We start from the raw sequence: 13611 nt of genomic DNA, 5'->3' as shown, positions 1-13611 counted from the left end.
GGCAAGCGGGGTCAGGCAGTCTCGGGATTCGGTGAGGGGGTGGTGTCGCCGAGATCCGAGGACGGTACCTCGTCAGCGCGTACCGCGGACTCAAGGGCGAGAGATACCTGCCAGAACAACTTCTCCGGACTGGTCGTGGCGAACCTGGCTCCGTGGGCGATCGCCTCGTCGTACCCGCGCCTTTTCCTCATCGTTGCGGAGTAGACGATCACCGGCTGGTGGTATCCGAGGAATCCCAGCAGGGTCAGCATTTCATAGCCGGCGGCCGGGCGCGTCCCCCGGCGCAGATCGGTCACAATCACGTCGTACGTCCAGGCATCAGTTACCAGCTCGCGCAACGCATCAGCGGTCGACGTGACCTCTTTGACGCCCACACCGATGCGCTCGAAGGCCCTGCGTTCGTAGGAGTTGTTGCTGGGATGGTCGTCGACCCACAGCAGACGGGGCTCTCGACCCAACCGTTCAATCGCAGCTGCGACGAGCTTCACCTGACGGGGGGTGCGCCAAGGGAACCACAATGCCGCGCCACCTCGTCGCATCGCGGCCTTTCGAAGCTCCCTGACTGCCTCGTCACTGCGCTTGGCCTTTATCCCGACCCCGGGCCCGGAGAACTCGACCTCGTTGCTGGCGCGTAGGAACTCACGAATCGGTTTGTAGAACAATCCGATGATCAGGACGAACACCAGCAGTCCCGCGATCGCGAGGACTTGGTCGTCGCTGACGTTTGCCAACTGCTCCATGAGAACCCCATAGGTAACATTGCCACTCCCGTGCCGCAAAGTCACGAGCCCGCCGTCGACTCCACTTCGCGACTGAGCCAGACACAGCAGCAAGCGGCCTCCGCAACGCCGTCACAAACGGCAATCTGCTGACTGATGCCTTAGGCAAGAAGCAGGGGCCAGGCGAGCGTAACGATCTGCGCGCGCTATTCGCGGCCGACCCAGGTGGCGACGCACGCCTCATTGCCCTCGGCGTCGGCCAGGACCCACCACATCGGCGCGTGCGCGTCGGAGACCAGGTGGCCGCCCGCGGCCAGGGCAGCGGAGATGCGGGCCTCGGCCTGATCGTGGGGGACGGCGACATCAAGGTGCATGCGGTTGCGCTGTGGGCGCGCCGCGTCCATTTGCTGCAACCCGAAGCCCGGGCCGCGGCGCAACGGGTCGAACAGGTAGTCGTCGCCGATCTGGCCGTAACCGAGCAGCGCCCGCCAGAACGGCAGCACGTCCGCGCCGACGAGTGCGTCGACAGTGACGTTGACGACCTGCACGACGGTCGGATCGGCGGGGATCTCCAGTTCCTCGGCGACGGCCGAGATCCGCCGAGCCAGCGCGATGTCGCGCAATCCCAGGGACACTGTGACGCCGGCGGACCGCAGGTCGACAGTGAGGTACTGCTCCTCGGCCTCCCCAGCGAGCCGACCGATCTCATCGACGAGCGCGATGCCCTTGGCGAGCGAGCCGGTCCGGAAGTGGGCCGAGACCACGTGGTAGAGGGAGCGCCAGTCCCCGACATGGTCGGCCGCGTGGAACTGCCCGGCCGTGATCTGCTCCGTCATGCCAGCGAACCTAACATCGGCAGCCGGTGGCGGCTGGGAGATGTCGCACACCGACGCACGGGGCTCCGATGCGATTCGGGATGCCTAGACATTCAGGTAGGTGCGAAGCTGTGGGGCATCACCGGGACGTTGCGGACGGACGCGAGCGTGAAGGCCTTGCACAGCTCGGTCACGCCGCCCACCTTGGCTGGGCTCGGCTGGACGTAGTTCACCGCTCCGGCGCCGAAGAGGCGATCGAACTCGATGAGAGTGGGCACGTTCTCCCCGGCGGCGATCGGTACGCCCGCGCGGCGCACCTGTGCGAGGCAACGCATTGTCTCGACCTGCAACTGAGACAGCAACCAGGCCTGGACCAGAAGCTGAAGGTATGCGCCCCGGTGGCGATCGTCGCCGGGGCGCTACCGTATGCCCGTGAGCGTTGATCCGGTAGCGCACAACCGCGCGGCGTGGGACCTTCAGGTCGACAGCGGCAACGAGTGGTCGCGCCCGGTCACTCCCGAGACCGTCGCGCGGGCACGCGCTGGTGACTGGTCCGTCGTGCTCATCGGGTACCGGCCGGTCGACCGGGCGTGGTTGCCCGCCGACCTGTCCGATGTAGACATTCTCTGCCTGGCCTCGGGCGGTGGGCAGCAAGGCCCGACGCTCGCCGCGGCCGGCGCGCGGGTCACGGTCTTCGACAACTCGCCGCGTCAGCTCGCCCAGGATCAGATGGTCGCGGAGCGCGAGGGTCTGGAGCTGCGCACGGTACTGGGCGACATGCGCGACCTGTCGGAGTTCGGCGGCTCCTCGTTCGACCTCGTCTTCAACCCGGTCTCGAACCTGTTCGTGCCCGAGCTCGCACCCGTGTGGCGCGAGTGCTTCCGCGTGCTGCGGCCAGGCGGCGCGCTGCTGTGCGGCTTCCTCAACCCCGACGTGTACCTGTTCGACCACGAGGCCATGGACACCCGCGGCGAGCTGGTCGTCCGCCACCGCCTGCCGTACAGCGACCTGACGCACGTCCCGGCCGAGGAGCGCGAGCGGCTGTGGGGAGCCAACGCGCCGCTGGAGTACAGCCACACGATGGCCGAGCAGATCGGCGGGCAGCTGGCCGCCGGCTTCGTGATCACCGGGTTCGACGAGGCCCCGCACCATTCCGACGCCACCGCAGGGTGGCTGCCCGGCTACTACGCCACCCGCGCCCTCAAACCCTGACAGATATGGGCTACCGCGACATCCGCCGCGCGACGGGCGTCGCGGTAGCTCGAATCCAGGATTTTGTCTAGACCGAGCGGGCCAGTCGGTCGGCGAGCAGGCACGTGAAGCGGGGCGGGTCGGCGAGCTCGCCGCCCTCGGCGAGCAGCGCCATGCCGTAGAGCAGCTCGGCGGCCTCGGCCAGCGCCGGGTCGTCGGCGTTGGCCTCGTGCGTAGTGCGCAGCCCGGTGACGAGCGCGTGCTCCGGGTTGAGTTCCAGGATCCGCTTGGTGCGCGGCAACTCCTGCCCCATCGCCCGGTACATCTTCTCGAGCGTGGGGGTGATGTCGTGCCCACAGTCGCCAGGCCTCGGGCAGGTCAGCGGCCACGACGGTGATGCCGAGCCGCCTTGCGTTACGACACGACACGCTCAACTGCGGGGAGCCCGAAATCTCACCCCTCGGGCATCGCGCGTGAGCGTCGCGTCAGGCGTCCACGGCGGGATCAGGCAGTGATGGGAGCGGTAGCGACAGATGGCAGGCCAGCAGCACGGTTCATCTGCTGGCGGCCGACCTGGTGTCGCGAACCCCGCGGAACTCTATCGGCACCGCGCTCTGCGCCCGCACGGCCGCCAGCGCCGTCTGTGGCGCCTTGGAGTTGAGCGTGATCCCCACGCCGGAGAAGTCACCGCTCGGCCCAGCCGAACTCACGACACCCGGGTTGGCGTCCATCAGCGATTTGGCGACGGCCAGAAGCTCGGCTCGACTGTAGGTGGCCTTGCGGATGGTCACCGGCACCGGCTGGCTCGCCGCGAATTGCTGCAGATCAGCCGGGGGATCGCCTTTCCAATAGACCACGACGGTCTTGTGGTCGTCGAGAACGCTAACGCTGCCCGCGTTGGGTTTGGGATTCTCGGCGAGCCACTGCATTAGTGCTTGAGCCGCGTCCTCTTCGGGGGTTGGCTGAACTTGCCCCGGGACCGGGCCGTCAGTGGCCATTGGATCGCCCCCCTGACGGATCGGCGCCGCCGCGTTAGCGGTTGACACCAGAACGACCATAGCGACAGCCGCAGCGAAAATAAGTACTGCTCTACCCAACCGGACTGTAGGCGTCTTTCCCGCTCTCCGTACGCCACGGTATGCCCCGCAATGACTCGCCGCTACTCGCCGACCTCAACCAGGTGTTGCCGGCCGTCCGAGACCGTCGAAGAACCACAGTTCGGTCTGAGGTGGGTTCCAGGTTCGGCCGAACCTCGCTGTTCCAACGTATCTGCGAGATCTCCGACCCAGGATGCGCATTCTGCTCACATGACGAGTTCAGTGAAGGAACCCATTCCACTTCAATTCGTAGCGGGATCCGCCGGGCATGGCGTGCTGGCCGGGCAGCCGTTCGACGGCCCGGGCCAGCTCCAGTCCGACCGGCCCGAGCAGGTCAGGTGCCGGCTTGCCCACCCTGCCAGTGTTGCCCTAGGCAAGCGCTTCGCGCCATCCCACGCTGTCTCGACGTGTTGAGTCCGGTCCGAGTCGGGCGAGGTGGAGCCGTCTGTCGGAATCGAACCGACGACCTTCTCATTACGAGGGAGAACGACACCCTTGAATTGGGTCTCTACAAGCGCGAATCCTTACGCGCCCTTCCGCACCACACGCCGATTTCCCCATCGATCTCCACCTTTCGCACCACGAACCGCACCACGACCGCGACCAGGTCGGCGGAGGTGCCCCAACCTTGATTCAACGATCGTCCCACGCTTTCTGATTGGCTATCGAGTCAGTTGGCAGCGTCGAACGCCTCTCTGATGTCGCCCGGGACTCGTCCGCGGTCGTTGACCTCGTAGCCGTTGGCGCGAGCCCACTCCTTCACGGTGCGGGCATCCGCGCCGACGGTCGAGCGGGTGACCTTCTTGCCTCGCTTGTTCCTGATCGGTCGCGCCGCATCGATGTAGACAGCCAACGCCTTTCGGAGCGCCGCGGCGTTCTTGGTGCCGAGGTCGATCTCGTAGGAGCTGCCGTCGAGCGCAAAGGTCACGGTCTCTCCCCTGCCGGCGGGGAGATCGGTGCCGTCGAGATCATCTGTGAGCAGGATCTCCACTCTCTGAGCCACTGGATGCCTCCTCGGGAGCAGTGCAGGTAATGCACACCATCGTCCACCAACACACCACAGCCGCGGACCGACACCAATCGAGCATCCGGCGGGCGATCCAGACAGCGCCTCGTGACCGGCCGCAAGGATAGGCGGGGTGACAAGGCGGGAGTCGAGCCCGGAGCGGTAGGTGGCGCGTGACGGTCACGACAGGACTTGCCTCGATCCGGCACGCTGGACCCGCACTTAACCGAGTGCCGGCGGGTGCTCGGCTGGACGGCGTCCCCAGGCCGAGATCAGCGGCGCGAGCGTCAGGTCGAGTTCGCCCGCGTCGATGACGGCCAGGTGCGCGTCGATCTCGGCATCGTCGGCCAGGCCGGCCGCGAGCAGCTCGCCGCGCACGTGCCGGATGGTCGCCGCCTCCAGCCGGTCGCAGGCCAGCCCGCCGACCGGGAAAGAGCCCGCCGCGGCGACATCTACCAAGCCGGCCTCACGCAATGCCCGCGGCAGTGTCCGGCCGTAGCGCAGGTCCGCGCCGCGGCGCGTCAACAGCTCCCGGACCGCATCGCGCAGCCGATTGGCCCGCCGCTGCGCAGGGCCGCTGTCATCGAGGCAGGCCAGTTGCTGCAGAGCGGTATCGGCGTCCTCGACCAGCAGCCAGCCGCCGGGCCGTAGTGCCGCCGCCATCGTGGCCAACGCCCGAGCCCGGTCGGGTACATGGACCAGCACGAGCCGGGCGTGCACCAGATCGAACGTCCCCGGCTCCGGGGGCGGATCAGCAGCGACGTCGTGCCGGCGCACCTCGTACCCGTCGCCTGCCGTCAGCCACGACGGGTCGATGTCCGTGGCCAGCACGTACCCGGTCGGACCCACGGCCGCCGCGAGCCCCTCCGGGATACCGGGGCCACCGGCCCCCACCTCCCAGCAGCGCGAGCCAGCCCTGACCCCCAGTCGATCGAAGTGCCCGCGCGTCACACTGTCGAACAACTCGGCCAGCCACACGAATCGCTCGCCCGCCTCGGCGCGCGCGTTGTCCAGCAGGTACCCGCGGGCCGGAGCGGACTCTCCACCGAGCGCGCCAGTCCCGCCAATCGGATCCGGTCTGCCACCGACGTACGGCGGGCGCGGCGAGGAAGTCACCACTACATGGTCACCCTCCCCAGGCCACCAGCGCCACGACCACGCGAGAGGGACATCTCACACACAGCCAGCCAACCCCACACGTCCTACAGCCTGCGGATTAAAAGGCTGCGCGATGGCGTGAACTTGGCCATCTCTAGGCGTCAGGAGCGTCTCGGGCGCCCCTCTGGTCGCCTTCACCAGCACCCGTTGACTTGAGTTCGTGTCACAAACCGTGTCATGCGATCGCTGAGCCGAGGACTCTCTTGCCAGCCATGCCGTCCATGCGAACCGCCGAGCCACGCCCGTTGCGAAGCTCCGCCCAACGCGGGCAGGCACCCGCGCGGACAGCCAGCGCGCCAACCTCAGCCGTGGTCCGCGGCCAACGCAGAGTATCCCCAATCGTCCGATCTAGACCTCGCTCGCCGAGGCACTGTTCCCGGCGGAGGGCTGATCGGTTAGACGAGTGCCTCAACTGGTGGGCTGGTGGCGTAACGCCGGAGGGCGTGCGAGTGAGCGAGAGGAGGGTGGGCCGGCGCGGCCCCAGGGTTCCACAGGGGGTCATGACGCGGTTGCCGATGGCGCTGGTGTTGGTCGGTGTATTGACGGCTGGTTGTACGTCGGCGGCGCAGCGGGACCCGCTACGTTCGTAGCGGACGGGAGCAATCAGCTGTCGATCGTTCAGTGGACCGAGGACGGGGACGGCGTACTCACAGGGACGTATCAAGCGGTTTCTGCGTCGACGAAGTCTGACGGGCCGCCGACCGACACGTCGAATGCGAGCATCCGGGGGCATGTGTCGGACCGCGCGGTGGACTTGACCGTGGATGGGCTCACCACGATCACGGGGACATGGTCGGGCGACACGTTGACGCTGTCCGTTCCGCAGAGCGGCGGTGGTGTTCGGCCCGTGAGTTATCACCGTTCGACGATCGAGGACTACAACCGGGCTGTTGAAGCGCTTGCGACGCGGGTGTCGGCCGACCGATCAAGAACACACGCGGCCGGCGGGTCACCCGAACGACAGTTGATGCGGATCCTCGCAGAGTCAAGGAATGGGCTCGTGCGAACGGGTACGAGGTCAATGACCGCGGACGAGTTCCGACCCACATTCGGGAGGCCTTCGATGCCGCCAACCACTCGTAACCCCGCGTTGATCTTGGTCGTATTCCGCCCGACCGCGACGTCCGGACGACGCCCGTTGACCGGGCAGGGGGAACCGGGCGGGGCGGAAAGACCGGGCGGCGTATCTACGCGAACTCGCTTAGGGCCTAATCTGAGGAGGTTTGGCCCTCGATCTGAGGTGATGAGCCCGATGTGTGTCGCAGCCTGCGCGAAAGACCATGAAGGGAGCGGCGATCCCGCCGCATCGATCTCATGGAGAAGTCATGAACCGCAGGAACTCAGCCATCGCAGTTTCCGCACTCGCGTTGGGCGCCGCCGCGTTCACTGCGACCGAAGCCTCGGCACAACAACCCCCGGAGCCGGGGTCTGGGGATAGCACCGCACCGGTGTCGGTGACCCAGCGGGTGCAGGTGCCGGTGGACGACGCCGCCGTTGAGGCCGTCCAGGCCGGCGCATCCGCGCTCGGCGGCGCGGGCCTGGCCCTCGGTGGGCTGTGGCTGTACCGACGTCGCCACGCGCCTGCCATCTAGGCGGATCGCCGTACCTACGCCCCCCACAGGTACGGCGGTTGCCGATCATCCGCATGATCCTGGACAGATACACGCCTGCGAGGTTGGCGTCCATGACAACGTCGATCGTCGTGCTCGACTTGCCCCCGCAAACGGCATTCTGAGCCACCTGCCCAGATCGCATTGATCCCGAGGGTCCACCATCCCGAGCCGGTGTGGCTCAGTCCGGGTTGACTGTGGACCGGCCGAGTCTCAGCGCGAGCGCGGATACATCTTGACGTGACGATGTTCCCGTCTTGCGCAGCAAGTTCGACACATGGACGCTGACCGTCTTCTTGCTGATGAACAGGGCGTCGGCGATCTCTGCATAGGTTCTCCCCACGATGAGGTGGGAGAGTACCTCCAGTTCTCGCTGCGTCAGCGCAGTGAAGGGCGCCGGCAGTGCGTCGCGTCGCGGCGTCGCGACCGCCGGTTCTTCGAGCGAGATCTTGCCGAGGGCCGCCAGTCCGGCTGCCTGGCGCTGCAGGGGGTGAGCCTCAGATGCAGCCGCGAATTGGTGCACCGCTCTGAGTGGCGCGGCGACGGTGGAAGGATCTGCTCCCTCGTCCAGCAGGGCTTCGGACCATCGCCAGGACGCGATCATTTGCTCCCATCGCAGGCCTGCGGCTGCGCACCTAGCGGCGGCTTCCTGCCACGTCGAAGATGTGCCCGCCTCACCGTTGCACCGCCGGGTCTCCGCATTGAAGAGTGCTTCCATCGCCGGTTGAACACGGTCCTCGGCGACCAACACATCGAACGGCCGACCGGGGAGGTCCTTGCGTAATGCAACGAGGCCGTCAAGGGCGGACCTGGCCGAACTGACTCGATCGCCGTCGTGTCGATCTCGGGCGTCCTGCGCCATGTCGGCTGCAGCACGCGCACCCCACATGAGCATCTCGTCGGCAACACGGGGATCTACGGACTGGACCGCAAGCGTCCGCGTGAGCATCTCGAGGGCCTGGTCGGGATGCCCATCTGCCAGGAGGCACTCAGCCAGGATCGGCGGCGCCATTAAGCCGGGGCGGTCCTCGAGGTCCGGTATCGCTTCTCTCGCTCGCTGCAGGTGCAGACGAGCGACGACTAGATCTCCTCGCCGGGTGGACAGCAACGCCGCCGCGAGCCGAACGTCACCTGTTCCTTCCGCCCCCTCGGCCAAGGCGAGGCCTTGGCGGATGACGCGGCCGGCCTCCTCGAAGCGCCCGAACATGAGCAGCTGGCACGCCTGAACTCGCGTGAGGCCGGCGACCACGTTCAACGCGCCCGCGTTAACGATGTCACTGAGCCCTTCGGCCATGAGCTCGCTCGACTCGGCGACACGGCCGCGCGCATCGAGGTAGTCCGACCTGACCATACGAGCCTGTGTGAGCAAGATAGGGTCATGCGTCATCCGGGCGAAACGCAAACACTCCCCGGAGTCGCGATCGGACCGGTCCTCCCGGATGAACGCCAGGGCCCGTGCCCTGTAGGCGTGCGTCAATGCTTCGTTGGACCCGGACCGATGCGCTGCCTGGACTGCCTGCTCGGCGTATCGTTGCGCCACCTCGGGGGCGTTCATGAACGTGTGAGACTCGCTCAGACCGGCGAGCGCCTCGGCATACTCCCTACTGTCAGCAGACGCCCGGGCCAGCTCGACAGCGCGCTCGAGCTCACGGATCGGTTCGCCTGTGGCTCGGCCCGTTGACACGGCGCTAAGGGACCAGCGCCTGACGACCCGGCTCGCCCGCAGTGGGTCGGCGCGTTCATCGACCAAATCATGCGCCCGACTCCACGCCGTGAAGATGGACTCATCATCACCCGCCAGCCTGTGCGCCCCAGCGACACGCTCCAGCAGGTCCAGTTCCTGGCCCACGCTCTCGGCGTCTCCGCGATGGACGGTAGGCCACAGCCGCGCCGCCCGGCTCAGGTGAAGCGCCTCCTCACGAAGCGCCCTGACATCTCGCGCGAGATCGGCTGCGCGCAGCGACGCCTCGAGGCAGGACTCCAGATCCCCTGCACCCTGGTAGTGCAGCGCCAGGTCGCCCTGCCGCCGTACCTCGTCGATGCCTGTGCGGGACCGAGACTCGAGCGCCTTCGCCCATGCCGCATGGATTGGGCCCGCCTCGCCGGGGACGAAGGACCCGCACAATACGTCGGCCAGCAGCGGATGCCGGAACCAGCACGTCCCGGCGCCCAGCGTTACGCAGATCCCGGAGTTCGTCGCTTCGACCAGCGCGGCGACCACGGCCTCGGCGCCGATACCGCGTGCCGCGACGACCCCGGTCAGATCGTCGACCAGGATAGGCCGTCCGCCGACCGCCAGCATCCGCATGACCTCACGCGCCCGCGCCGACAGCCGGTGCCACGCCCCGAGCAACGCTCCCGCCAACTCTGTCGGCAGATCAGCAGGAAGGCCGTCGTCTGCGAGCGTGACCCCACCGACGAGCAGTTCGCTGAGGTAGGGATTGCCGTCGGACCGTCGTATCACGTCGGCTACCAGGCGCGGATGTGGTCGGCCCCCCAGCAGCAAGGCGAGCTGGTCCTCGGACTCGTCCCGGCTCAGTCTATTCAGCCGGAGAGACGAAACCGACGGCAGCCGGATCAGGTCGGCCAGCCAGCTGTGCAGCGGATGCCCCACGGCGAGTTCCTCGTCCCGATACGTCGCCAGCACGGCCAGCCGCTGGCTCCTGAAGCCCGCAACCAGATAGGTGATCGCATCACGCGACGCCGGATCCGCCCACTGCACATCATCCACGACCAACACCGTCGGCCACCGGGACGCGATCGCCATCACCAGCCCATCGACCACCGACAGCAGCCGAACAGCCCCCAGTGAGGCCCGCCCACCCAACGAAGGCAACAACTCAGAAGCGGCCGGAACAGCGGCCAACACCTCGGACACCTCCGAAGGCGAGGCCGACTCGAACCAGCCCTCCAAGGCATTGACCAGCGGCAGATATGGCGAGTCAACCGATCCAAAATGGACACACTGCCCCCACAGCACGACAAAACCCCGCCCGACAGCAGCGTCACAGATCCGCCTCACCAGGCAGGTCTTGCCCACGCCCGCCTCGCCGTGCACGAACACCGCACACGGCCTACCTTCAGCCGCCCCCTGAATCGCCGCACCGAGGAACCCCTGTTCCTCGACCCGCCCCGCAACGAGGGAGGGCCGCGCAACCGCCGGCTCACCCACGCCACCCAGTCTGCGCCACACGCGCCGAATTGTCTCCGCCGACCTGCCCAGGCCGACCAAACACACGCCGCGAACGACTGCTCCGACCGGGCAGGCGAGTGAGATCCGGCAGGCTTGCGGGGTGTCGTCAGTCCCCGTTCATCCCGACCGACGCGAAGATCGTGGTGGGGGCGGTCGCGCCGACGTCCGCCGATCCGATCCCGATCGTGCTGCTACCGGGTTTCGATACCGGATGCGCGAGTGGCTTTGCTGACACGCCCGCACGCATCAGGCGCCGATTCCACCATGGGTTTCCAGGGTTTCGCACCACGTGTGGCACCACGCGGGTCGCCATCTCCAGTAGCTCTGGCAAGTCGGCTCTTGCCGGACCATCGCGGTTCGCCGGTCTCCTGGAGCCGCCACTGGGTCTGGTTCGACGGACCTCTCAACACCAGTGAACTGACCGAGGACAGGCGACGTCCCGCCGGCCACGGACGGCCGCACGATCGCCTTGACCAACTGGAGCCTCTACGCACTGCCGCAGCGCAATCTCGAGGGGGTCCTCGCGCATGTGCTGGCGCTCCACTTGGCGCTGCCACAGAGGGTCTCGCTGCTCGGCAGGGCAGCCAGCTCGGCCTCATGTGGCTCGCAGATCGGGCTGTCGGGGCAGAATCATCGTGTGAAGAAGCCCGTGGCCAACCCCGTGGTCGCGCGCAACCGCAAGGCTGCCCACGACTACCATCTGGGCGAGTCCTGGGAGGCGGAGATCGTGCTGCAGCGCGGCATCGGCGGCGACTTCGACGACGATCTTGGGCTGGACCTTGATCATCGGGGTCTTGCTGCCTCGGCCCCAGTGGGTGCTGATCTCTTCCGGCCACGGATGGCGGGCACCAGCCGCCCTCAGCAGCGGAGCGATTGGGAGCAGGCGCTATCGCTGCGCTGCGGAATTCTCGCGGGGCGATCACGACGAGAGACCATCTCCCGGTGAGAAGGGTAGAAGGAACCGCTGGTAGTCGGTGAATGCGGTGAAACCCATTTTCTGATAGACCAGCGCGCCCAGCTCGGTGGCTTGGAGGACGACAACTTCAGCGCCGTACTCGAAGCCCAGACGGACGACTGCGCCGGTCACCAGGGTGCCGAGCCCGCGGTTGCGTGCTGCGGCGCTGGTCGCCACCCAGTAGACCCCGGCGGCGCGTCCGCTCTGGATCAACATCGCGCAAGACACAGCCGTGCCGTTCGCTCGGGCGACCACGGCGGCCACGTTCGGTGCCAGCAATACCCCCGGGCGAGGCGAAATGCTCCACTGCCTGGGCGGGCCGGCCACCGTCGACAAACACGCCGCGGTGCACCGTGGCGAAGGCGTCTACCCCGGCATGATCGATGACCTGGACCACCTCGACATCGGCGGAGACGACAGGCGGCTGTGGTGGCGTCCGCAGCGCCATGCCGAGTGCTGCGGACCGAGGTCGAAGCCCGCGGATTCGTGCCTCCTTGGCCAGGTCGAGGTCTCGGTGGGTGGCGACCCAGAGCACAATGTGCCGATCGTGCGTTTGCCCAAACTCGCGTGCCTCGTCCAAGACCTGAGACGGGGCGTTGTCAGAACTCACTCGCAACGCGGCGTTGTGGTAAGCGCCCACGAAGTCGGTTTCGGCCGCCACAAGCAGCGTGCCAGCGTGCCGAGCCCACACCGCACCGACACCACGCCGAGCGAAGTGGCCGACCGCGGCCTCAACGTTGTGATCCGCGGCCTCAAAGAGATGGATGTCGCCCATCATGCTCGCGCCCCAAGACGACACGCGCGCCGGAACAATCCGACGGCAGCAAGAACCGCGATGAGGGGCTGCGGCAACTTGCTCGGCCTATCCGTCACGGTTGCATCTAACACAACGCTGCAGCGCCACCGCCACTCAAGGCTCCGAACGCGGCATGACCTAGTGTCGTCTGGGCGACGAAGGATCCAATTCAGCCCGAGTCGTCGTGATCCGGAAGCGCGAGGAGGTCTTCGGGGCGCAACTCCGCCCGGACCGATGAGATCGGCGTCATGTTCTCGCCGGGGATCGTGTCTGCCGCTCGCCCCAGCGTGCTGCGGCAGACCTAGCTCGCGCCGGCCGGAAGGGCGAAGGGGCGGGCTAGGAGGGCGCGAGCGAAGTGCACCAGTTCGCGGCTGCCAGGTTGAGTATCGAGCCGGTGGACGGCACGACGAACCTCGCGGTAGCAACGGCCGCTCCGATGTCGAGGCGAGGTACTCCTGGTCGGCTGTGGCTGACGTCCACGCGGAGCTTTTCAGCGGTCTCACCCGCTTCGGCTGCGAATCCGCGTGCTGCCGCCGTCGGCTCCTCGTCCGCCGGAGTCGGACACGCGCGCCGGCTCGTCCGCAGGGTGGACCCGCAGATCAACTACCGCTACGACATCGATTGGTACCTGTGCATGACAAGCACGTCCACCGCCAGAGTGTTCACCATCGACCACGATCTCGATCTGATCGTCAGGGGGGAGATCTCCCTGAGCGCCGAGGGTCGCGAGGTCGTCGACCGTACCTGGACCGAGAAGGCCAGGGACAATCCCACCTTTCACAACGGTGAACTGCTGTCCCTGTCGGGATTGCGTTCCACTGAGGGACGCTGGGTCGGCGACCTGGGCTGCACCACCTTCGCCCACTACCTGGCCAACCGCGAACAGGATCTCCCGGCGGCCGACACCTGCTGCCCGGTTGCGGTCAACGTGCTGCCCATCACCAGCGACGGACGTGCGCTCCTCGCTGATGTCGGGAAGACCTCGTCGAGCGCGGGCAAGGTGAAGTTCATCGGTGGCGGCGCAACGCCGGCCGACGTGGTGGACGGAGTGCTCGACGTCCAGGGCGTCAT

Annotated in this window: 15 protein-coding genes; 5 read left to right on the top strand and 10 right to left on the bottom strand. The window is 67.3% G+C overall.

What is annotated here, in order from left to right; genetic code table 11:
* Window positions 1-11 precede the first annotated feature (11 nt).
* The 3 genes from ACFPJ1_RS21370 to ACFPJ1_RS21360 form a co-directional block, all read right to left on the bottom strand.
* Window positions 12-833, bottom strand: coding sequence for a response regulator (locus tag ACFPJ1_RS21370; protein WP_380106306.1), 822 nt, complete (start codon window positions 831-833; stop codon window positions 12-14).
* Window positions 834-925: 92 nt separating this feature from the next.
* The gene (locus tag ACFPJ1_RS21365; RefSeq protein ID WP_380106304.1) at window positions 926-1555 is read right to left on the bottom strand and encodes a VOC family protein; all 630 of its coding nucleotides are present in this window, start codon (window positions 1553-1555) and stop codon (window positions 926-928) included.
* Window positions 1556-1647: 92 nt separating this feature from the next.
* Window positions 1648-1869: an enolase C-terminal domain-like protein gene (locus ACFPJ1_RS21360; RefSeq protein ID WP_380106302.1), complete on the bottom strand. Its 222-nt coding sequence runs from the start codon at window positions 1867-1869 to the stop codon at window positions 1648-1650.
* 97 nt (window positions 1870-1966) lie between these two features.
* Between ACFPJ1_RS21360 and ACFPJ1_RS21355 the strand changes: the two genes are divergently transcribed.
* Window positions 1967-2746 (top strand): class I SAM-dependent methyltransferase, encoded by a 780-nt coding sequence (locus ACFPJ1_RS21355; RefSeq protein WP_380106301.1) that lies wholly within the window; start codon window positions 1967-1969, stop codon window positions 2744-2746.
* Window positions 2747-2813: 67 nt separating this feature from the next.
* On the opposite strand, the gene ACFPJ1_RS21350 is transcribed toward ACFPJ1_RS21355, so the two are convergent.
* The 5 genes from ACFPJ1_RS21350 to ACFPJ1_RS21330 all read right to left on the bottom strand — a co-directional run bounded on the left by ACFPJ1_RS21350 (window position 2814) and on the right by ACFPJ1_RS21330 (window position 5944).
* Window positions 2814-3050 carry a hypothetical protein gene (locus tag ACFPJ1_RS21350; RefSeq protein ID WP_380106299.1) on the bottom strand — a complete coding sequence of 79 codons (237 nt, stop codon included), beginning with the start codon at window positions 3048-3050 and terminating at the stop codon, window positions 2814-2816.
* Window positions 3051-3279: 229 nt separating this feature from the next.
* Window positions 3280-3723, bottom strand: a complete 444-nt coding sequence (locus tag ACFPJ1_RS21345; protein WP_380106297.1) for a hypothetical protein — start codon at window positions 3721-3723, stop codon at window positions 3280-3282.
* A gap of 318 nt (window positions 3724-4041) precedes the next feature.
* The gene (locus ACFPJ1_RS21340; RefSeq protein ID WP_380106296.1) at window positions 4042-4176 is read right to left on the bottom strand and encodes a hypothetical protein; all 135 of its coding nucleotides are present in this window, start codon (window positions 4174-4176) and stop codon (window positions 4042-4044) included.
* A 316-nt stretch (window positions 4177-4492) separates the two neighbouring features.
* On the bottom strand, window positions 4493-4825 hold the full coding sequence (locus ACFPJ1_RS21335; protein WP_380106294.1) for a histone-like nucleoid-structuring protein Lsr2: 333 nt from the start codon (window positions 4823-4825) through the stop codon (window positions 4493-4495).
* Between the two features lie 225 nt (window positions 4826-5050).
* Window positions 5051-5944, bottom strand: a complete 894-nt coding sequence (locus ACFPJ1_RS21330) for a methyltransferase domain-containing protein (RefSeq protein WP_380106293.1) — start codon at window positions 5942-5944, stop codon at window positions 5051-5053.
* 966 nt (window positions 5945-6910) lie between these two features.
* Here ACFPJ1_RS21330 and ACFPJ1_RS21325 point away from each other — a divergent pair.
* Window positions 6911-7069, top strand: a complete 159-nt coding sequence (locus ACFPJ1_RS21325) for an Lsr2 family DNA-binding protein (protein WP_380106346.1) — start codon at window positions 6911-6913, stop codon at window positions 7067-7069.
* Window positions 7070-7311: 242 nt separating this feature from the next.
* The gene (locus ACFPJ1_RS21320; protein WP_380106291.1) at window positions 7312-7578 is read left to right on the top strand and encodes a hypothetical protein; all 267 of its coding nucleotides are present in this window, start codon (window positions 7312-7314) and stop codon (window positions 7576-7578) included.
* A gap of 199 nt (window positions 7579-7777) precedes the next feature.
* On the opposite strand, the gene ACFPJ1_RS21315 is transcribed toward ACFPJ1_RS21320, so the two are convergent.
* Window positions 7778-10768 (bottom strand): helix-turn-helix transcriptional regulator, encoded by a 2991-nt coding sequence (locus ACFPJ1_RS21315; RefSeq protein WP_380106289.1) that lies wholly within the window; start codon window positions 10766-10768, stop codon window positions 7778-7780.
* 490 nt (window positions 10769-11258) lie between these two features.
* On the opposite strand from ACFPJ1_RS21315, the gene ACFPJ1_RS21310 reads away from it, so the two are divergent.
* Window positions 11259-11735, top strand: a complete 477-nt coding sequence (locus ACFPJ1_RS21310) for a hypothetical protein (protein WP_380106287.1) — start codon at window positions 11259-11261, stop codon at window positions 11733-11735.
* Here the strand turns inward: ACFPJ1_RS21310 and ACFPJ1_RS21305 are convergent.
* The gene (locus ACFPJ1_RS21305; protein WP_380106344.1) at window positions 11709-12071 is read right to left on the bottom strand and encodes a GNAT family N-acetyltransferase; all 363 of its coding nucleotides are present in this window, start codon (window positions 12069-12071) and stop codon (window positions 11709-11711) included. The genes ACFPJ1_RS21310 and ACFPJ1_RS21305 overlap by 27 nt on opposite strands.
* A gap of 1055 nt (window positions 12072-13126) precedes the next feature.
* Here ACFPJ1_RS21305 and ACFPJ1_RS21300 point away from each other — a divergent pair.
* The coding region (locus tag ACFPJ1_RS21300; RefSeq protein ID WP_380106286.1) for a hypothetical protein at window positions 13127-13611 on the top strand (485 nt) is incomplete at its 3' end.

Source organism: Kribbella qitaiheensis (genome assembly GCF_042657745.1).
Lineage (GTDB): Bacteria > Actinomycetota > Actinomycetes > Propionibacteriales > Kribbellaceae > Kribbella > Kribbella qitaiheensis.
This window is presented reverse-complemented; position numbering and strand designations above follow the sequence as displayed.